The sequence below is a fragment of the Leeuwenhoekiella sp. A2 genome (genome assembly GCF_047946655.1).
Lineage (GTDB): Bacteria > Bacteroidota > Bacteroidia > Flavobacteriales > Flavobacteriaceae > Leeuwenhoekiella.
Genome location: NZ_CP172311.1, coordinates 3,655,197 through 3,674,721 on the forward strand (window position 1 = coordinate 3,655,197; position 19,525 = coordinate 3,674,721).

General features: G+C 35.3%; 19 protein-coding genes and 1 tRNA gene. 11 read left to right on the plus strand and 9 right to left on the minus strand.

Annotated features, from left to right (window positions below; translation table 11 throughout):
• Positions 1-14: 14 nt before the first annotated feature.
• Positions 15-1,244, minus strand: coding sequence for an HD domain-containing protein (locus tag ACH3PA_RS16090; protein WP_416442093.1), 1,230 nt, complete (start codon positions 1,242-1,244; stop codon positions 15-17).
• 82 nt (positions 1,245-1,326) lie between these two features.
• Between ACH3PA_RS16090 and ACH3PA_RS16095 the strand changes: the two genes are divergently transcribed.
• From ACH3PA_RS16095 to ACH3PA_RS16115, 5 genes are all read left to right on the plus strand, one after another.
• Positions 1,327-2,874: a PglZ domain-containing protein gene (locus ACH3PA_RS16095; protein WP_416442094.1), complete on the plus strand. Its 1,548-nt coding sequence runs from the start codon at positions 1,327-1,329 to the stop codon at positions 2,872-2,874.
• Positions 2,875-2,910: 36 nt separating this feature from the next.
• On the plus strand, positions 2,911-3,318 hold the full coding sequence (gene tsaE / locus ACH3PA_RS16100; protein ID WP_416442095.1) for a tRNA (adenosine(37)-N6)-threonylcarbamoyltransferase complex ATPase subunit type 1 TsaE: 408 nt from the start codon (positions 2,911-2,913) through the stop codon (positions 3,316-3,318).
• 345 nt (positions 3,319-3,663) lie between these two features.
• Complete coding sequence (locus ACH3PA_RS16105) at positions 3,664-4,278, plus strand: hypothetical protein (protein ID WP_416442096.1); 615 nt, start codon at positions 3,664-3,666, stop codon at positions 4,276-4,278.
• A 72-nt stretch (positions 4,279-4,350) separates the two neighbouring features.
• Positions 4,351-5,547, plus strand: coding sequence for an alanine dehydrogenase (locus ACH3PA_RS16110; protein ID WP_416442097.1), 1,197 nt, complete (start codon positions 4,351-4,353; stop codon positions 5,545-5,547).
• A 121-nt stretch (positions 5,548-5,668) separates the two neighbouring features.
• Complete coding sequence (locus ACH3PA_RS16115; protein WP_416442098.1) at positions 5,669-6,052, plus strand: hypothetical protein; 384 nt, start codon at positions 5,669-5,671, stop codon at positions 6,050-6,052.
• Here the strand turns inward: ACH3PA_RS16115 and ACH3PA_RS16120 are convergent.
• The gene (locus ACH3PA_RS16120) at positions 6,049-7,221 is read right to left on the minus strand and encodes a proline dehydrogenase family protein (RefSeq protein ID WP_416442099.1); all 1,173 of its coding nucleotides are present in this window, start codon (positions 7,219-7,221) and stop codon (positions 6,049-6,051) included. The genes ACH3PA_RS16115 and ACH3PA_RS16120 overlap by 4 nt on opposite strands.
• 90 nt (positions 7,222-7,311) lie before the next feature.
• Here ACH3PA_RS16120 and aroB point away from each other — a divergent pair, with 90 nt between their 5' ends.
• Positions 7,312-8,388, plus strand: a complete 1,077-nt coding sequence (gene aroB / locus ACH3PA_RS16125; protein WP_416442100.1) for a 3-dehydroquinate synthase — start codon at positions 7,312-7,314, stop codon at positions 8,386-8,388.
• A gap of 79 nt (positions 8,389-8,467) precedes the next feature.
• On the plus strand, positions 8,468-8,800 hold the full coding sequence (locus ACH3PA_RS16130; RefSeq protein ID WP_416442101.1) for a hypothetical protein: 333 nt from the start codon (positions 8,468-8,470) through the stop codon (positions 8,798-8,800).
• Between the two features lie 86 nt (positions 8,801-8,886).
• Here ACH3PA_RS16130 and trxB read toward each other — a convergent pair whose 3' ends face one another.
• Together trxB and ACH3PA_RS16140 are read right to left on the minus strand one after the other, a co-directional pair.
• Positions 8,887-9,849 (minus strand): thioredoxin-disulfide reductase, encoded by a 963-nt coding sequence (gene trxB / locus ACH3PA_RS16135; RefSeq protein WP_416442102.1) that lies wholly within the window; start codon positions 9,847-9,849, stop codon positions 8,887-8,889.
• A gap of 161 nt (positions 9,850-10,010) precedes the next feature.
• Entirely contained in the window at positions 10,011-10,460 is a 450-nt protein-coding gene (locus ACH3PA_RS16140) for a hypothetical protein (protein ID WP_416442103.1), read from the minus strand.
• Between the two features lie 281 nt (positions 10,461-10,741).
• Between ACH3PA_RS16140 and ACH3PA_RS16145 the strand changes: the two genes are divergently transcribed.
• Together ACH3PA_RS16145 and ACH3PA_RS16150 are read left to right on the plus strand one after the other, a co-directional pair.
• A tRNA-Pro gene (locus ACH3PA_RS16145) sits at positions 10,742-10,816 on the plus strand.
• A 225-nt stretch (positions 10,817-11,041) separates the two neighbouring features.
• The gene (locus ACH3PA_RS16150; protein ID WP_416442104.1) at positions 11,042-12,286 is read left to right on the plus strand and encodes a site-specific integrase; all 1,245 of its coding nucleotides are present in this window, start codon (positions 11,042-11,044) and stop codon (positions 12,284-12,286) included.
• A gap of 240 nt (positions 12,287-12,526) precedes the next feature.
• Here the strand turns inward: ACH3PA_RS16150 and ACH3PA_RS16155 are convergent, their stop codons facing one another.
• From ACH3PA_RS16155 to ACH3PA_RS16175, 5 genes are all read right to left on the minus strand, one after another.
• A complete protein-coding gene (locus tag ACH3PA_RS16155; protein WP_416442105.1) occupies positions 12,527-13,630 on the minus strand; it encodes a Fic family protein in 1,104 nt (367 codons plus the stop codon).
• Positions 13,631-14,064: 434 nt separating this feature from the next.
• Positions 14,065-14,286 (minus strand): KTSC domain-containing protein, encoded by a 222-nt coding sequence (locus ACH3PA_RS16160; protein WP_416442106.1) that lies wholly within the window; start codon positions 14,284-14,286, stop codon positions 14,065-14,067.
• Positions 14,283-16,067 (minus strand): ATP-binding protein, encoded by a 1,785-nt coding sequence (locus ACH3PA_RS16165; RefSeq protein ID WP_416442107.1) that lies wholly within the window; start codon positions 16,065-16,067, stop codon positions 14,283-14,285. The genes ACH3PA_RS16160 and ACH3PA_RS16165 overlap by 4 nt, the downstream gene beginning before the upstream one ends.
• On the minus strand, positions 16,054-17,355 hold the full coding sequence (locus ACH3PA_RS16170; RefSeq protein ID WP_416442108.1) for an SIR2 family protein: 1,302 nt from the start codon (positions 17,353-17,355) through the stop codon (positions 16,054-16,056). The genes ACH3PA_RS16165 and ACH3PA_RS16170 overlap by 14 nt, the downstream gene beginning before the upstream one ends.
• A gap of 91 nt (positions 17,356-17,446) precedes the next feature.
• On the minus strand, positions 17,447-17,836 hold the full coding sequence (locus ACH3PA_RS16175) for a helix-turn-helix domain-containing protein (protein ID WP_416442109.1): 390 nt from the start codon (positions 17,834-17,836) through the stop codon (positions 17,447-17,449).
• 233 nt (positions 17,837-18,069) lie between these two features.
• Here ACH3PA_RS16175 and ACH3PA_RS16180 point away from each other — a divergent pair, with 233 nt between their 5' ends.
• Both ACH3PA_RS16180 and ACH3PA_RS16185 read left to right on the plus strand, forming a co-directional pair.
• Positions 18,070-18,945, plus strand: coding sequence for a hypothetical protein (locus ACH3PA_RS16180; RefSeq protein WP_416442110.1), 876 nt, complete (start codon positions 18,070-18,072; stop codon positions 18,943-18,945).
• The gene (locus ACH3PA_RS16185) at positions 18,932-19,336 is read left to right on the plus strand and encodes a hypothetical protein (RefSeq protein ID WP_416442111.1); all 405 of its coding nucleotides are present in this window, start codon (positions 18,932-18,934) and stop codon (positions 19,334-19,336) included. Before ACH3PA_RS16180 ends, ACH3PA_RS16185 begins: the two co-directional genes overlap by 14 nt.
• Positions 19,337-19,525: the final 189 nt, after the last annotated feature.

Genomic DNA, 19,525 nt, shown 5'->3' on the forward strand with positions numbered 1-19,525 from the left:
ATAGAAAAAAAGGGTTAATCTTTATACTTAGGGTAACAGATATAGTTTTTAATAACTTCTTTAGACAACGCCTTTAAACTCAGCTGATCACTGGCTGCAACAACATCTACCACCTTACCTTTTCTGGTAAGAATATCTATTCCCTGCTTTTTAAAAGTGTATGCCTGGTTAGAAATGGTACCGCCAAAAACAAAATAGAGCGCTTCTTTTCTACTAATATTACAATGATCTATAACCTTATTTATTTGTTGTTCTATAAACTCTTTTGAGAACGGTTTCTTCTTTATTTTTATTTGAAGCAAACGCCTATAAATTATAATTTCAGACAGAGTTCTTAACACAAAATCTTCATGATGAACCCACTCTTTCATTGCAGAAATTATATCGTAATCATCAAGAGAAGCAAATATACCAAGCGCCTTATCGTTAAAAGTTGACTCAGTAATTTGTTCAGTTAAAAAAAACTTTAAAGCACTACTACCTTTTAAATCAACGCCCATACTAGAGAGTTCTTTGGCTCTTTTTAATACGCGCACAAGAATTTGTTCGGCCACAAGACTTGTCTTATGTAGATATACCTGCCAGTACATTAACCTACGGGCAACAAGAAATTTTTCTATTGTATAAACTCCTTTCTCTTCTACTACCAGCTTATCATCTTTTACATTAAGCATAGCCAGAATACGATCTGTATTAATATTACCTTCTGCCATACCGGTATAAAAACTATCTCTTTTGAGATAGTCTGTACGATCCATATCTAATTGGCCAGAAACAAGTTGATTAAAAAATGTACGCTGATAAACACCTTTAAATATATTGATGCCCAGCGTTAAACTTCCGTTAAACTCCTCATTTAAAGCTTCCATAAATTGAAGCGATATCTGCTCATGATGTATATTTTCTACAATACTATGTTCCATAGCATGCGAGAAAGGACCGTGACCTATATCATGTAGTAAAATAGCGATCATCGCTGCTTCATGTTCTTCATGAGATATCTCAACACCCTTGCTCTTAAGCACCTGCAGGGCTTTATCCATAATATATAGACAACCCAGTGCGTGATGAAAGCGGGTATGATGTGCCCCGGGATAAACGAGATATGACATGCCCATTTGCGAAATTCTGCGTAGGCGCTGAAAATACGGATGCTCGATCAAGTCGAAAATAACGCCTTTTGGTATGGTAATAAACCCATATATAGGGTCGTTAATTATCGTAAGTTTGTGCTGGTTTTTCAAGCAAAAATCAATTAGAATTAAAATCGGGCTTTTTAGGCTGAAAATCGGTCATATATGCCCTAATATTAAACAAAGATACACTATGAATGCTATAAAAATTCTCTGGGTTGACGACGAAATCGATTTACTTAAGCCACATATCATATTTCTTGAAAAGAAGAATTATGAGGTAACAACCTGTCAAAGTGGTACTGAAGCCATCGATCTTGTTAAAGAAGAGAATTTTGATATTGTGTTTCTTGACGAAAATATGCCCGGTCTTACTGGTCTTGAAACTCTAAATGAGATCAAAGCAAACCGCGATACCCTTCCTGTGGTTATGATCACAAAAAGCGAAGAGGAATATATAATGGAGGAAGCCATAGGCTCAAAAATCGCCGATTACTTGATAAAACCCGTCAATCCGCACCAAATATTGCTCAGTTTAAAGAAAAATCTAGATACCAGCAGATTAGTTTCAGAGAAGACCACCAGCACTTACCAGCAGGAATTTAGAAAGATAGCGATGGAACTTGCCATGGTAAATTCTTATGAAGAATGGGCAGACCTTTATCAAAAATTGGTTTACTGGGAACTAGAACTTGAGAATATTGAAGATCAGGGAATGCATGAGATTTTAGAATCTCAAAAAAATGAAGCTAACACACAGTTTTTTAAATATATAGAACGCAATTACGAAGATTGGTTCACAGATGATGAGAAGCCGGTAATGTCTCATACGTTGTTTAAAGAACGTGTTGTACCCAATTTAAGTAAAGACACATCAACCATACTTATAGTAATAGACAATCTAAGATATGATCAATGGAAATCCTTTGAGCCTATCATAAACAACTACTACAAAAAGGAAAAAGAGCAAACCTATTTCAGCATTTTGCCAACGGCCACACAGTATGCTAGAAACTCAATTTTCTCAGGTCTTATGCCTAGCGAGATGGAAAAAAGACATCCAGACCTCTGGCTAAATGATACAGAAGAAGGTGGTAAAAATTTAAATGAAGACAAATTTTTAGAAGCTCAACTTAAGAGATTGGGTCTCGATCTTAAATGGGAATATCATAAAATAACCAGCCTTAAGGGCGGAAAAAAACTTGTTGAAAATTTTAACTCTCTTAAAAATAATGATCTTACTGTGCTTGTATACAATTTTGTAGACATGCTAAGCCATTCTAAAACTGAAATGGAAGTTATTAAAGAGTTGGCTTCTAATGATAAATCTTATCGCTCCCTAACTGAAAGTTGGTTTAAGAATTCACCATTACTTGAGATGATTCAGAAATCGCAGCAATTAGGGTTTAAGCTAATTATAACTACAGACCACGGTACAATTAATGTAAAAAATCCATCTAAAGTAATTGGAGATAAGAATACAAGTCTTAATTTAAGATATAAGACCGGTAGAAGCCTTACTTATGAGGATAAAGATGTTCTCGCAGTCACAGATCCTAAAAAAATACACTTGCCCAGTATTAATATGAGCAGCTCATTTATTTTTGCCCGAGGCGATCTGTTTTTTGCGTATCCTAACAATTACAACCATTATGTAAGCTATTATCGTAATACATATCAACATGGCGGCGTTTCACTTGAGGAAATGATAATTCCTTTTATAGTATTAAATCCTAGATAATCTCTATATTGCAGGACCCTTAAATCCTATAAATTGATGAACATAGTCTATAACCTGTCTGAAATAGATTCAGTTGCAAGAAAGGTATTAGCAAATTCTCAACACAAGACCATTTTATTCTACGGTGAAATGGGAGCTGGCAAAACGACACTTATTAAATCTTTATGCAAAGAGTTAGGTGCCAGCGATCAGGCTTCGAGCCCAACATTTTCTATTGTAAACGAGTATAATATTATAGGGGAAACCCCCATCTATCATTTTGACTTTTACAGATTAAAAGATGAAAATGAAGCTTTAGATATGGGTATTGAAGAATACTTTGCTTCAGGGGGCTGGATTTTTATTGAATGGCCAGAAAAAATTAACAATTTTTTACCTGCACAATCTCATTCGGCGAATTTAATATCGATTAATGACACGCAGCGTAACTTGAGTATTTCATAAATTTGTTAAAATAATGTTAAAACAATAAAGATAAAATGAAAGGATTTTCTTTCACTATTTTTATTATTGGTAGTTTAAACTACTTATATTTGGATTAATAAGCGTTAAAGGATAAAAAATAATATAAATCAATAAATGTTGAACTGATAATTACTAAAAAAAGGCCGCGAAAGTAATAATTTTATATGAGTTGGCAAAATAAAAGTGTTTAATGCATCTTTGTATAACAAATCATTAACACTCAAAAACTCACAATTATGAAATTAAAATCTTTACTCCTAGGTTTATTAATTGCCGGTGCAACTGCATTAACTTACACTGCAACTCAAGAACATCAAGCAGATTATGCAAGCAAACAGTTGGACAAAACGAAGATCAGAGTCCCTACTCACGGGTAGTATTATAGCTGCATTTTTAGTAGCGTCACCATACTTTTTTTACTTATATGAAGGAGTTCCGGACATACCAGTCTGGAACTTTTCTATTTTGGGACTTGATTTTAGATACGATAGTAACTTTTATTATAGCGTAAATGTTGTAGCATGGATAGTTATGGGGAAAATAGTACCTTTAATATTGTTCTTGATTTGGTTTTTTACCTGTAAACACTGGTGGTATCATGCTATTCTGGTTCCTATTTGCATGTATGTAATTCAGATATATCTCACTTTTCAAGAAGACACAATGCGTACTCAAGATATTACTGAGATTTACTTGCTTGCTCCTATTATTCTACTTGCTTTTGTATTTATCTATGTTATACGTACCAAAATATTTGATAAAATACACAATATTGACCTTGCTGAATTACAAAGAGGCAGCTTAAAAGGTGATATAAAAGAAAATAAAAAAGATCCTTATTATAATTACAGTCCTTCATCTTTTGTGATTGAAGATGAAGAAGTTTACCATGATGAGGATGATGAGGATGAGGATGACGAGCCATTGTATATGGGTTAAAGTAGATCACTTATTTAATTGTAGCTTTTCTTAAATTATCCGTAATTTGGGTCTCCTATCATCTAACAGCAAATGACCCTAACAAATAGTCCTTTTACACGAGAAGAGCTTCTTCCTCAAGAAGAAAAATTAGAAATAGAAAAAAGAAAAGGTTCGTTATTTATAGGTATTCCTAAAGAGAATCATTTTCAAGAAAAGCGTGTCTGTCTTACTCCTGATGCTGTGGCTGCAATTGTTGCACATGGTCACAGAGTTCTTTTAGAATCTAATGCCGGAGAAGATGCTAGATTTTCAGACCATGATTACTCAGAAGCTGGCGCAGAAATAACTAAAGACAAAGCGAAAGTTTTTGGTTGCCCAATGGTGCTCAAAGTTGAGCCGCCATCTCTTGACGAACTTGCATTAATGAATCCGCAAGCCGTTCTCATTTCCGCACTTCAGTTAAAAACACAATCAAAAAAGTATTTTACAGCATTAGCCGCAAAACGCATAACAGCTTTGGCTTTTGAATTCATAAGAGATGAAGATGGTACATATCCTGCTGTACGCGCTTTAAGCGAAATTGCGGGTACCGCTTCTATTTTAATAGCCTCAGAACTTATGTCCCGTGAAGAAGGTAACGGATTAATGTTTGGCAATATAAGCGGGGTTCCCCCTATAGAAGTTGTTATTTTAGGTGCTGGTACAGTGGGTGAATTTGCAGCACGTTCGGCTTTAGGTCTAGGTGCCAATGTCAAAATATTTGACAATTCATTAACCAAACTAAGATGTCTCCAGACAAATGTTGGCAGACCTCTTTATACTTCTACAGTTCAGCCAAAAAACCTTCTCAAGGCCTTAAGACGTTGTGATGTTGCCATAGGTGCTGTACGAGGTAAAGATCGCGCCCCTATTGTTGTTACTGAAACTATGATAGAAACCATGAAAAATGGAGCTATTATCATTGATGTAAGTATTGATATGGGTGGGTGTTTTGAAACCAGCGAGGTAACTTCTCATGATAATCCTACCTTCACCAAACATGGTATTGTGCATTATTGTGTGCCAAATATACCGGCACGTTATGCGAGAACGGCCTCATTATCAATAAGTAATATTTTTACCCCTTATCTGCTTAATATAGCTGAAAATGGCGGACTAGAAAATACGCTTCGTTTTGATAGAGGTTTGAAAAGTGGGTTGTACTTTTACCGCGGAATTTTAACCAGCAAGTCCGTTTCAGATTGGTTTGATTTACCATATCGAGACATCAATTTATTGTTCTTTTAAAATTCAGAATCATAGCACAGATTCAATAATCGATATTTAAATACTTCAAGGTTAACCTTGAATAAATTAGTTTTCTTTTAAGTATCTCAGGTCCTCCTCAGATATTTTATTTCAATTTTTCATGAAAATACTACATAGATTTGGTTACTATTTGGGAGGTTTCTCAATAGGTTTAATTCTGCTTGCTTTCTTTTTAAAAGGCAGTGGCACACAAATACCTTCTTGTGATTATATGCCTAATGCAAGAGCACTTAAGAATATGAGAACAAAGGGATATACTATTTCAGATCAGGCTAAAGAAGACATGACAGCATTAGAAATAGATACAACTAACGTAAGGTTGCTCTTTGAGGATGGTAATGTGGTATTCTCAAAAAGCAAACCCAGACAAAAACCATGCGGCCACTTTTATATTGAAACCGATGACTCTGCAAATAAACGGTTTGCTGCAAAAGTGACCAATTGTGAAGACAATGTGGTCATTGATAAATTTGAGGAACTTTAAAGACTTCGTCTTTTTCTCTCTTCCTTTAAAAGAGTAAGTTCTCTATTTGTTTGACCGGCGACAGAAGTATTTTCTTCCGCTCTGCGTATCAAATAAGGCATAACATCTTTAACAGGCCCAAAAGGTAAATATTTAGCAACATTGTAACCTTTTGCGGCTAGATTAAAACTTATGTGGTCACTCATACCATATAATTGACCAAACCATACGCGGGGATCATTAACTGCAATTTCTTTTTGCTGCATTAATTCTATAGCCAGATAATTGCTATATTCATTATGCGAGCCAATAAAAGCAGAAATATCACTTAAATTATCTAAAATATAGACCAAAACAGCATTAAAATGGGCATCAGTTTCTCCTTTATCTCTACATATAGGAGAATCATATCCCTTTTCTTCTGCCCGAGCACGCTCTTTTTCCATGTAAGCGCCTCTCACGATTTTTACTCCTAGTTTAAAGCCTTTTTCTAAAGAGTATTGATGCAGATTCTTCATGTATTCTAACCTGTCCCAACGGTAACATTGTAATGTATTGTAAACCACTGGTTTTTCCACATTATACTTTTCCATCATTTTGGTAACAAGATCATCTGCTGCAGTTTGCATCCAGCTTTCTTCTGCATCTATAAGTAATGCAACATTGCACTCACTTGCCTTTGTACAGATTCTATCAAAACGTTGTTGTATGCGTTGCCACTCATTTTCTTCTGCCTCAGTTAAAGTCTCTTTTTCTGTTACTTTACGCCAAATTTCAAAACGACCAAATCCTGTAGGCTTAAAAACTGAAAAAGGCATCGCATCCTTATCTTCTGCAAACTCGATAATCTTAAGAACACGCTCCAGCGCTTCATCAAACTGGTTTTCAAGTTCTTTTCCTTCAACAGAGAAATCAAGTACAGAATGCACATTTTTCTCATACATACGATCTACGACATTAAGACAATCTTTTTCATTAACTCCACCACAAAAATGATCAAAAACGGTTGCTCTAATCAACTTTTCTACAGGAAGATTAGCATTCAATGCAAAACGAGTCGCTGCTGTACCTATACGCACCAGCGGTTGTTTTGAGATCATTTTAAATAGAAAATAAGCGCGTTCTAGTTCGCTGTCTGACTTTAAAGCGAAAGCCGCTTCTGTGTTATCAAAGATTTTGTTCTCTAGCATAGCAAAAAAATGTCGGCAAATATACTTACATTATAATCGCATTTTTACAAAAAGATAGTAATTTCCCACCCAATATTTTTTTCAACTTTTATGGATTTTATACAAGCCAAGGATTACAAAGTCGTGTTTAACCAATATGGTTATAATAAGCTGAATGAACTCCTTGACAAAAAGAACTATAGCCTGATCTTCGTTTTAGTAGACAGCAATACGCATGAGCATTGCCTGGCTCCTTTTTTAGCTAATATTGCGACTGAAACCACTATTGAGGTCATAGAAATAGATCCCGGTGAAGAATTTAAAAATCTTGAAACATGCACCGGTGTCTGGAATGTATTGTCTGAGTTAAATGCAGACAGGCAAAGTGTTTTGATCAATTTAGGCGGTGGCGTTGTGACAGATTTAGGTGGTTTTGTGTCTTGTACCTATAGAAGAGGTATAGATTATATAAACGTGCCCACTACTCTATTGTCTATGGTAGATGCATCTGTAGGTGGAAAAACCGGAGTAGACCTTGGTAATTTAAAAAACCAGATAGGTGTGATAAGTAATCCTGAAATGGTTTTAGTAAACACAGAATTCCTCAATTCTTTATCTACAGAAGAACTAAGATCTGGCTTTGCAGAAATGCTTAAACATGGGTTAATAAGTAATTTAGATTACTGGAATGATGTGAAAAACTGTGACTATAAAAATATTGACGCTCTAGGCGAAATGATTTATAGATCTGTAGAAATTAAAAATGAAGTTGTTCTTGAAGATCCTTTTGAAAAAAACAGAAGAAAGACTTTAAATTACGGTCACACTTTGGGTCACGCTATTGAATCGTATTTTTTAACACATCCTGTCAAGAAACGTTTGCTTCACGGTGAAGCAATCGCCATAGGTATGATACTGGCAAATTACCTCTCTGCTCAACAAGCCCAATTTTCAATTGAAATGAGAGATGAAACCTCACAGGAAATTGAAAAATACTATGATAAAATAGCGTTTGAAAAAGAAGATATTAATGAAATAATAAAATTGTTAAAATTTGATAAAAAAAATAGTCACGGAAGAATAAATTTTGTTCTTTTAAATGACATTGGAAGTGCGGCGATCGATCAGGAAATTGCGAATGATTTGATTTATGAAGCTTTCAATTACTATAAAAATTTAAAATCGTAAAATGTAGAGATAGTATTGCCCATGCAAATCGTTTTTTTTTACATTTATCGCTGATTTGAACAAACCTTAAAAGCCCTTTATGCGTCGAGTAATCGTTGATTTTAAAAAACTTACACCAGAAATACTTTCACTGCTGGTCGATAAATATCCTTACGGATATGATGACGATCACATCATTTCTTTTAGAAATGCTAAGAACGAGCTTATAGAAGCTGTTGAAGTGAGAACAGAAGATACTATCTATCTCGTGAAAGTAAGTAAGAAGCTAGAAACCTCTATGGAAAACTTTGATGTAGATGATTATGAAGACGATGATCTACAAGAACCAATAAGCGAAATTCCAGAAAAAATTGATGAAGAGGTAGCAGATGAAGATTCTGAGAATGAAGTTGATGAAGAAGAAGAAGATTAATAATTCTATTTCTTTACAAATAAAAAAGCCGCGGTAAAATTATACCGCGGCTTTTTTAATTAATTGACACTTCTGCTTATTCTCTTTTATGCCTCAACGGTATCTTCGCTTTCTATAGCTACAAGATATCTTTCTGCATCAAGAGCCGCCATACAGCCACTACCGGCAGCCGTAATTGCCTGGCGATATTCTTTATCTTGTACATCACCGCTTGCAAAAACTCCGGGTTTATTAGTCTTGGTAGATTTATTGTGGGTTATAATATAACCAGTTTCATCCATCTCTAACTGACCTTTAAAAATATCTGTATTGGGTTTATGACCTATTGCAATAAATAATCCCGTAATGTCTATCTCATGTTTTTCTAAAGTCTTATTATTTACAATACGTAGTCCTTCAACTACCATATCACCTAAAACCTCTTCTACTTCAGAATTGTAAAGAACAGTTAGATTTTCGCGAGATGCGACACGATGTTGCATTGCTTTAGAAGCTCTTAATTCTTCTTTTCTCACGAGCATTGTAACATGCTTGCAAATATTAGAAAGATAAGTTGCTTCTTCTGCTGCAGTATCACCACCGCCAACTATTGCAACATTTTGACCTTTATAGAAAAAGCCATCACAAACTGCACAAGCAGATACCCCGCCACCGCGCAATTTTTGCTCACTGGGTAGACCAAGATATTTTGCCGTAGCACCGGTAGAAATTATTACAGTCTCTGCTTCGAGCTCTTTATTATTGTCTACAGTTATTTTATGAATTCCTCCTACTTCATCACTAAAATCAACATTTGTAACCATACCTATACGTACTTCGGTACCAAAACGCTCTGCTTGCTGTTGTAGCTGTACCATCATCGTAGGGCCATCAATACCTTCCGGGTAACCGGGAAAATTATCTACTTCTGTAGTTGTTGTAAGTTGACCACCTGGTTCTAGACCTGTGTACATGACAGGTTTCAGATCTGCGCGGGCAGCATATATTGCCGCGGTATATCCTGCAGGTCCTGATCCTATTATTAGGCATTTAATTCTTTCTGAAGCCATTTTAACTTTATTTTAATGTAGATTGTAAAATTACTCCTTTTCAATATACTAGAAAAAGAAGGATTTTACATTTATAAAGTCGTTATTAACATTCTATAATTACACTCAAAAAACCGGCTAAAACAAGCTAAAATTGATCATTTTTAGCATGAAATCGGTACTTATTCAATCCGTTTATAATTTTCTGCAGAGAATCTATTTCCCTCTTCATCTAATGTGATCTGGCTAAAATTATCTTCATCAAGAGTGAGCTCAAATGTAAAAACGCGCATTGTATCAATTATTTTCATCATTGATGCACTTCCATATTCTAAAGTTTCTATTAATTGATCGTCGAGTGCCATATAATGACCGTAACCAAACCATTCTACAGAATCCATAGGTACAAAGCGGGTCCACATCACACGGTCATCTGTAAATATTTTGATTTGACGGTAACCTTCTGTCGTAGGTATGGTATCACTTACTTCATTATCTGTATCGTAATAATAGAAGCTATCAAGTTCCCAGGTTCCCTTTAAGGTTTTTTCAAAATCTGTTTTTGTATTTTGATTCTGCTGAACTGGAAGAGACAACAAAAGAAAAGCCAATGGATAGAGTAGTAATTTCATTGCAGCATGGTTTTAGATTAATAACGGTAATTAACTGATATTAAGTTACAAAAAATCTCAATACTAAGAAATTAATAATTTCAGCACTTAAATAAATTTAGATATTAAGAACTTGTGAATTCTGTGCGATAATTTTACGAATATGAAAACATCAAAATATTTAATAAAGGGGTTTGTGATTAGAGGTATTTATTGAAATTATACTTTGGTGTTTTTAACAAATAACTATATTTGCAACCCTATTAAAAAAACAGGTTGTGTTGTTTTTTAATAGTAGGCATCGGGATGTAGCTTAGTCCGGTTAAAGTGCGCGTCTGGGGGGCGCGAGATCGGAGGTTCGAATCCTCTCATCCCGACGAACCAAACCTCGGTTTATATCAAAAAGCCTGTTAATCAACGAATTAGCAGGCTTTTAATTTTTTATGATATCATCTGATATCATTTGATATCATCTAAAATCAAGGCAAATGTGGGCAATTCGGTGTGCAATAAGGTGTGTAATTTATCGTAGATTTATATAGCATTTAGGCCATCTGGATGTAGTCTTTCACTAAGAATTGTTTAACTAAAAGACTTACAAAATGCCCGTAAACAGTACCTTAGGCGTTAATTTCTTTACACGTCCCAAACGAAACAATCCCAACAAACTGGATATCTATTTAAGAATTACAGTCAATAAAAAGCGCTCTGAAATGAGTATAAAGCGTGATATTGATGTAAAAGACTGGGATATACTCCGGGTAAAAGCCAAAGAAACTTCAGACCAACTTATCACACTCAACTCCTATATGGATGATGTAAAAGCTGAAGTTTTAAACGCGCATAAGGAGCTGCATGCAGAACGTAAAGTAATTACAGCGAAAGCGATCAAATTACGATATATGGGCGAAGATGAAGAGCGTATGACGCTCTTAGAGCTTGTGAAGTACCACAACGATAATATGGGATTGTCGCTAAAGCCCGGTACAATGAAAAATTACTACTCTACAGAAAAGTACATCAAGTCTTTTCTCTTAGATCATTATAAATCAGATGACTTCTTCTTAGTTGATCTAAATTACCGGTTTATAACAGAGTTTGAACGCTATATACGTACTTATAAACCTAAAAAGGAAAGAAAGACGTGTTCCATTAACGGTACGAGGAAGCATTTAGAACGGCTTCGTAAAATGGTTAATCTCGCAGTCAGAATGGAATGGTTGCCTAAAGATCCTTTTATCAATTATAAATTGAAATTTGAACGAAAGGAACGCTGCTATTTAACCCAGCGTGAATTAGATCGTATTGAGGAAACACATTTTACGAGTAAAGGTTACGAGCGCGTAAGAGATTGCTTTCTGTTTGCCTGTTACACGGGGCTTTCCTATGTAGATTTAAAAGCATTACGAAAAGACCAGTTGATTCCGGCTTCTAATGAGCGGTTGTGGATTTATACTAAACGTGAAAAGACCAACGAATCTGTTAAGGTTCCCCTCCTGCCCCAGGCTCTGGCACTAGTCGAGAAATATATAGAGGATAAGGAATTGGAAATCTCCGGCAAATTAATGCCCTTATACAGCAATCAGAAGGTGAATAAATACCTTAAAGAAATAATTGAAGTTTGTCAGATACATAAAAACGTAACCTTTCATGTGGCGCGTCATACCTTTGCGACTACAGTTACATTATCTAACGGAGTGCCCATTGAAACCGTATCAAAGCTTTTAGGGCACACACAGCTCCAAACAACTCTAATCTATGCCAGAGTATTGCAAAAGAAAGTTGGAGACGATATGGATGCTCTTATGCAGAAATTGGAAGCTAGGAATACTAAAGAGTCATTTTGATCTTCGATTATGATTTGATTCACACTAACAACTGAGGGCAGGTAATTTGCAAACCAACTCACCCTATACTTCCTGTATCTTACAGCTGAATTATTCGATCTATTCACCGGATATTTTACTATACTTAAATGAACATTCAAATTGATCTGATTTGATTGTCTTTAATATCTTTTAAGTATAAAAAATAATCTAAAGCCCTTAACGAGACTAGGGTTCAAGTCGATCGCTTATTAAAAAGCTTTAGTCCTCAAAGTTGATTTCATAATGTGTACTACGTCCCTCCCCTATAGGTATAAATAGTTTCTTTGCTGCTAAATCCTGAAGATCACGGGTTGCTGTAGCTTTTGATGTTTTGGTAAGGGCAATATACTTTTTTGCCGTCATCCCCCCTTTAAACCCTTCAGGTTCTTCGTCAAGCATTCGATTGATCACTTTTAACTGGCGCTCGTTCAGGGAATTTCTATGGCGATCAAAAAAACGGGCTTTTCTCAAAGTAAAAGAAACAAGCTCTTCCGCCTGAGATTGAGCTTCTAAAACAGTATTGACAAAATAAATAATCCAATCGGTTATTTCATTGGACTGCTGCGCGTTTTTTAGAGCCTTATAATAGGCTTGTTTATCGAGCTCGATAGCTTTAGAAAGACTCAGCAGGATAGGACGGTTTAAGTCTTGAGATAGTGCCTTTTCAGATAATGCCCTTCCTATTCTTCCATTGCCATCTTCAAAAGGATGAATGCTCTCAAAATACAGATGTGCAATCGCTGAACGGATAAGTGGTTTTTTAATAGGGTTGACTCCTTCTGGATGAGAATCATTAAACCACGTTATAAAAGCTTGCATTTCATTCTGAAGCAAATGGGAAGGCGGAGCTTCAAAATGGATCTTCTCCCTGCCCCAGCTACCGGATACGATCTGCATAGGCTCACTGTGCTTACGCCATTGCCCGGTATTAATGCGTTTAGCACTCCCTAATAGCGTTCTGTGCCATTCAAATAATGCCAGGTCTGTTAAAGGTTCTGCAAAATTTTGCCTCACCCGCACCATTAAATCTCCTACACCTCGCGCCATTGGGTCTTTGACCGCTTTGGGTGTACCATAACCCATATTGTTTCGTATAGAAGACATCACATCTTCCCGGCTCAGATATTCTCCCTCGATTTCTGACGTTTTAACAGCCTCAGCAACCATCAGAGATAAGATAGCTTCCATTTGCATCGTATCTGAGAGTCCTTCTAATATACCATTAACGCGACCAGCCCTTTGGCTGAATTCAAAGAGCTTCTCTTCAATTTCAGTTGTAGTATACTTAAAATTAGGCCAGTCTTCGTGTTGCCAGTTATACATGATGAGCCGATTAATCTGTTTAATTGGCTCAAATATAATCAAAAATTGAGCCGATTAGTACCCATAATCGGCTCATACTTCTATAAATCTAGAATTCGAGTTTACTTTAATATTATTTGGGGAAAAGTAAATTTGTTTAGGATCATAGCTTTGTATAGCTATAACAGGATTTATTTTTAATCTGTATAGCTATTTTAGGACGGGTCAACTCCAAGACATCCCCTAGGATAGAGTATGAAGAGTGTATGAAAACGGGTTTTGAAAAGCAGAAATCCTATCTTCCATTAAAGCTAAAACCCCAATATAAATTGCGCGTATTAATTTTCCATCTCTTTCAAAGGAAGGAAGATTATAAAAAAAATTAAATACGATTTAATTTTTGATTTCAAATTCTTTTATTTCAACCCTGTTCAACTTTTGATTAATACTAAGCATTACTCAATTCTTTCGTATGGATAAACATTTTTATAATTCCTATGTAAATAAGAACCTAAAGAAGGAGCCGATAATAAATTTTGAAATTCATGTTCAGGAACTCCTCTATAAACATAGACCCCTCCATTTAAGAATCTAACATATACTTCTTGATTTTGCACAAAATACCCTATACTCTCAATATTGGATGAACTAACTGGGATCATTTCTGGATAACTCATATTTTATAGTTTTTGTTTCGCCAAGATTTTAATAAATTTTTATACTCTTGTTTCGGATTATCAATTTCCACGAGCCATTTCTGAGAAGGTTTAGGATCTGAACTCTTAGGTGCATTTGCAATTTTAAAGAATTTAACTCTTGAAGGTATCTTGACTGCTTCTCCCGATATAAGTGCCTCACCCGTTCTTAAGCTAGGAAGTAAATCTACCATACTCTGTAATTCATCTTGAACAGCTGCTCTTATATGACCTCTGTCTTTTGAATTATTCATACGCAGTGCTATGATTGTGCCACATTGACTAAGTACAGTTTCATCCAATTCAGATGGTCTTTGTGTAACCATTAATAAACCAACCCCATACTTACGTCCCTCTTTGGCAATCATTTGAACTGTTCTAGATGAAATGGAGTGTTCCCCAGCTTTTAGATAACTATGTGCTTCTTCAAGTACAATGAGTAAGGGCTGATTTTTGCCTCCTACTTTAGTATTTACTCCCCAAAATAAGCCATCATATATAATTTTTAAAAGGGTGCCAGATATTGATGACATTATTTCACTTGGTATACCTGATAAATCCAATATAGTTATTGGAGCAACATCGCCTAACCACCTTAAAAAAATATTATCTAAATCTTCATCAATTTTACCTTTTTGGTCTGGCTTTAATTTACCTGGAGAAAATAGGAAACTATAACTGCTATCATTCAGTTTATTCCTCATACTATCCAAAAAGCTTAATAAACCTTTAGCTCTAATATTCAAAAATGGTGGAGAGTTACCCATTCCTGCAGGTGTATATTCATTAGATAACAATTGATCCGCATCACCTACAAATGTTAAATCACTTAAAATTGTTCTAGCATTATCCGTGAAAGTTTGCTTCTCAAAATCTATTAACTCAAACCAAAGTTTATTAAGACTAAAAGGAATTGGAGTATCTGCTGTAATTGACTCCTTCCTTACATCTATATTATTTTCTTCTGCACTTTTAATTTTTGCATCTACTACTTTTTCCCTAACATATTCTTTATTTTGATCGGACAAATTACCTGAAAAAACCTTCATCAATTCATTGAATGGTAAAGCCCAAAATGGTATTTCCAATCTTTTACCATCCTCAACAGAGTTTACTGCGATTACCTTTGAATGTTTAGATAGTGCATCATTATATTCACCGTGCGGATCAATGACCAAAATTCTTGAGCTTGGAAATTCTCTATTTGCTATTGATTGAAGTAATACAGATACAGAATTAGATTTTCCACTTCCAGTTGAACCTACAATAGCACAATGTCTTGAAATCAATTTATCTAGGTCTATTTTAGCATCTAAAGTTTCAGATACACTAATATTTCCAATTTTAATAGAATTTGCATCTTCATAACCGCCGTATATAATATCTAAATCATTAATAGTTACTAAATGAACATTGTCTCCGGTCGTAGGATACTGAGTAACTCCTCGTTCAAATTTTCTACCTACTTGTTCACCAGCCAAAACAATGTTTATCCACCTAGTATTTTTGATAAAATCGTAATCTTTTGCTAAAGATTCTCGAAGACTTTCGGGAATCGCTGCAGAACCTACTTGAGTTACTATACCATATAAGTTAGCATAACCTAAAGGAATTCTAACGAAGGATCCTATCTGACCTACTCTATATACGATACCATCGATAATGGGCATATTGGATTTTATATTGTCAAAAAGCCTGACAGAAATATTATTGCCACTTATACTGTCAATTTCACCTATTTCCGTAATTCTATTTTTTGACATTTTTCCCAAGTCTTTTTATTTCGTTTTCATTAATCATGGAATTTAAAAACTTGACAAGTGCACCAAACTCGGGTAAAATAAATTCACCTTTCCCAGTCCAAACCTCTTCTCCTTTTTTTTCCTTCTTTTCTTCATCTGAATCATAGTGAGCATCCTCATCAAAATATAGGTTCAAACTTACGGTATCATCAGAACTAGGTTCGGATTTCAAAATCCATTCTCCAAATTTGCATCCAATTATTGCTTTGCGTGATGCATATATTGATAATTTAGGATTCTCTTTTGCTATTTTAGACACTGTTGAAGCTTCAGTTATTTGATTGTATTTGTCAAAAAATAAACCAATTACGTGAGAAGTTGTATTTGTCTTTAAAGCTGAAATAATTCGTGAATTAATATGCTCATCACCCCATGAGTAACCACAGGTTATCAAAATGGAATCATCCTGTTTTAGAAAATTAGAAAGTCTGTCTAAAAGGCTTTCATAGGGTTGTTTCTTTGAATCTTTATACTTTAAAGTTGAAGGATAAATTAAAATATCTTCATCATCTGGACTTACTCTTAAAATCTTCTCTGTATCCTTGTCATAATGCCAACCAAGGGAACCATGTATTTTCCATAATTTTGTTTGATTTGTAAGAAATTTAAAATCCTCTACTGATTCAGGATTAAAAAAAGCTCTCAAACTTCCACAGAACCCATCATAATATGGAATTTCTTTATGCTCTAATCCAAGCTCAAATAAGAAATCGTAATTTGTTGTGAAAATTTCAATTGGAAACTTTCTTTCTGCTTGCCCTACCCAATTGGCAAAATCAGTTTGAACTAATTCTTCAACAATGTCTTTTGTTACAATTTTTTTAATTTCCCTCTTGGTAGAAATTTCGCATAGATCTATCTGATGAACACTTACTTTCTGTCTAACCCCTTTTTTTATTTTATTAATTAGATCAGCAAACTCTAATTTATTCAAAGAATTTAAATCACCATTACCAATAAAAGAATGTTTCTGCTCCAAATTAGATAGAATTGTTTCTATATTAAAGTTGGGGTCTCCTAGCTCATTCTTAATTTCTAATAGAGCATCTTTATATTTTTTATTATCACACCCTAATTCATCAACTATTTCAGATGTCATTTTTCCAATGGCAGGTACTGTTAATGATCGTAAATCTTTCTTCGCTAAAGAACTACCGGCACCAAATAAAAAACCAATTTTCTTTTTATCAGAAATTAAAATTTGTTGGATACCTCTTATATATTCAGAAGGGTCATGTTCAATATTCATCTAGGTGAAAATTTTAGATTACAAAATAAATTTATTTGTAATACATTATAAAAAAGCTTTAATCTCAGTTTTTTCAAAGCTTTACAAATAACTATTTATCAAGTAATTTCTCCAAATAAGCCACCTTATCCTTCTCTGCCTGAACCAAACGTTCGTACAGCTCTACTACTTTATCAATTGGATTGAATGAAGGCTGGATATTAATTGCATTCAATGTAGAACTGTCATTACTATTAAAAGTATTAGAGATTATATTAAGAACTGTTTCTTCAGAAAAATTCTCAATTCCCTCTTTAGTCACTCCTAAAACCTGCGCCACCCGTTCCAGTTTTTCATCTTCCACTGTTTCACTTTTTTCAAGAGTTGAAACACTTTGCTGGCTAATGCCTAACTCTTCGGCTAGGGTTTCCTGTTTCATACCACGCAGTTCTCTGATGCGAGCGATTTTGCGGCCTATATGATTGGGTTTGGTGGTGGTCATTTGTATTAGTTTTTGTTAGTACACTTAGGTTCTTCCTGATTCAGCTTGTAAAACACAATCTCATCATGGTATTTCACAGGCTGCAGGGGTAGATTACGCGTAAGGTCGGCTATACTTTTAAAGTATAACAGCAACCTGAACGCTATAACCTAATCAAAAGTAAGGCTTTTCTTTTAAAAGTTTTTACAAACGCAATTCAGCAGGAGTTTAGATAATCCTTTAATCGCCATCGTATGAAAACATTAGCCAGCACCATACCTGAAATCCATAAAGTAATAGCGGTCATCTGCAGCTTGTGCAAAGCGCATACCGTGTATCTGATCAGGCAGCTTCAGGTTACAATAGCTCACCAGTCTGTAACTATCTTATCAAAAACCACAAAACCGCGTTCCACCTATGTGCTTACAATGCTTATCATAAGCCACGATCAGGTTTCTAATCCGAAATACTTCATGAATGAAGTGTTTAATAAAACTCAGGAACAGGTTACCCTCTACTCCATTCACTATACCCTCAAAGAAGCCAATAATAAGATCAACTACGGCTGCAATTTCTTGAATCGGGTACTCAGGGAAGGCACCTTACTGTATAGCGAGGACAACCGGCTTGAATTAACGGGCTCTTACCTCTGCCATCCGGATGTATTTCGAGAAATCAAAATGCACTGGGATAAAAGGCTGGAACACGCGCTTTACTTTGAAGAAAAATCCACGATCTGCGAGGATAACCCGAGCAATCAGGGTAGATACCTGTTGTTGCACCAGGCCATTCAACAAGCCTGCCTGGGATTGATCTACGTCTTTTGGGAGTATCAGCCCTCCTATTTCTCCTTGCCCTACCTTTTGCACCTCTGTGAGCAGTTTTCAGAAGTTTCAAAGATTATCTACCCAAGAAAATCCTTTCGATCCCAACTGATCTATTCCCGCCTTTGCCACGCGCACTACAACTTAAACGAAAAGATTCACGAAGATCCTTCTGAATCAGACTCCCTAAAAGCGGAACACCTTACCTATAAGTTTATACTAGCTGCACGTAAGCTGGCCGATAAGAAACTTGAGGAGCTGAAAAAAATACACTATTTAAAGACAACTGATTATGAAAACAAATAAGATCAATAGACAAAAGCTCAAAAGTCTGAGGAAAATAGCCAATTACCCTTACGGCTTACAGAAAGAACAGCATCCCCGGCATAGGTTTAGGACTGCAAAGATTCGTTTTGAAGATTTTGAAGATCACCTCATGCGTACCACGGCGCTACTTGAAGTTTGTATTTTAGCACTAGAAGGAGAAGGAGTATTTTATTCCAAAAACTTAAGTCATAAAAGCGCGGATACTTCAATTCAGCAGGTGCTCGAACTGGTTATCGAATTATTACCCCACGACGATCTCTCTAAATACCAACAAATCCAGGCCATTCTGGATGAAGATCTGGAAAGCTTCGGTTTTCCCGAAAAATTAAAGAAACTACTTAAAACTAATGCTGTTGAAAAAGAAAAATAAAATCATTTACTTATTTCATCTTGAGCATATTCCTTTTTTGCTAAACTGAAATACAATAGTATATCATTACGCATACGTGTGTTGGCTGTTTCATTTACTTCCTCCAGAGCCGTCGCATTACCTTTTTGATAGTGGTATCTGCTTTCGGGATTCTAAATTAGAAAAGGGCTATAAATAGGAAGGCATAGC

Coding starts and splice junctions, on each gene's coding strand:
- ACH3PA_RS16095 (WP_416442094.1), top strand. CDS start 1,327: ATGAATGCTATAAAAATTCTCTGGGTTGACGACGAAATCGATTTACTT.
- tsaE (WP_416442095.1), top strand. CDS start 2,911: ATGAACATAGTCTATAACCTGTCTGAAATAGATTCAGTTGCAAGAAAG.
- ACH3PA_RS16105 (WP_416442096.1), top strand. CDS start 3,664: ATGCAAGCAAACAGTTGGACAAAACGAAGATCAGAGTCCCTACTCACG.
- ACH3PA_RS16110 (WP_416442097.1), top strand. CDS start 4,351: ATGACCCTAACAAATAGTCCTTTTACACGAGAAGAGCTTCTTCCTCAA.
- ACH3PA_RS16115 (WP_416442098.1), top strand. CDS start 5,669: ATGAAAATACTACATAGATTTGGTTACTATTTGGGAGGTTTCTCAATA.
- ACH3PA_RS16120 (WP_416442099.1), bottom strand. CDS start 7,221: ATGCTAGAGAACAAAATCTTTGATAACACAGAAGCGGCTTTCGCTTTA.
- aroB (WP_416442100.1), top strand. CDS start 7,312: ATGGATTTTATACAAGCCAAGGATTACAAAGTCGTGTTTAACCAATAT.
- ACH3PA_RS16130 (WP_416442101.1), top strand. CDS start 8,468: ATGCGTCGAGTAATCGTTGATTTTAAAAAACTTACACCAGAAATACTT.
- trxB (WP_416442102.1), bottom strand. CDS start 9,849: ATGGCTTCAGAAAGAATTAAATGCCTAATAATAGGATCAGGACCTGCA.
- ACH3PA_RS16140 (WP_416442103.1), bottom strand. CDS start 10,460: ATGAAATTACTACTCTATCCATTGGCTTTTCTTTTGTTGTCTCTTCCA.
- ACH3PA_RS16150 (WP_416442104.1), top strand. CDS start 11,042: ATGCCCGTAAACAGTACCTTAGGCGTTAATTTCTTTACACGTCCCAAA.
- ACH3PA_RS16155 (WP_416442105.1), bottom strand. CDS start 13,630: ATGTATAACTGGCAACACGAAGACTGGCCTAATTTTAAGTATACTACA.
- ACH3PA_RS16160 (WP_416442106.1), bottom strand. CDS start 14,286: ATGAGTTATCCAGAAATGATCCCAGTTAGTTCATCCAATATTGAGAGT.
- ACH3PA_RS16165 (WP_416442107.1), bottom strand. CDS start 16,067: ATGTCAAAAAATAGAATTACGGAAATAGGTGAAATTGACAGTATAAGT.
- ACH3PA_RS16170 (WP_416442108.1), bottom strand. CDS start 17,355: ATGAATATTGAACATGACCCTTCTGAATATATAAGAGGTATCCAACAA.
- ACH3PA_RS16175 (WP_416442109.1), bottom strand. CDS start 17,836: ATGACCACCACCAAACCCAATCATATAGGCCGCAAAATCGCTCGCATC.
- ACH3PA_RS16180 (WP_416442110.1), top strand. CDS start 18,070: ATGAAAACATTAGCCAGCACCATACCTGAAATCCATAAAGTAATAGCG.
- ACH3PA_RS16185 (WP_416442111.1), top strand. CDS start 18,932: ATGAAAACAAATAAGATCAATAGACAAAAGCTCAAAAGTCTGAGGAAA.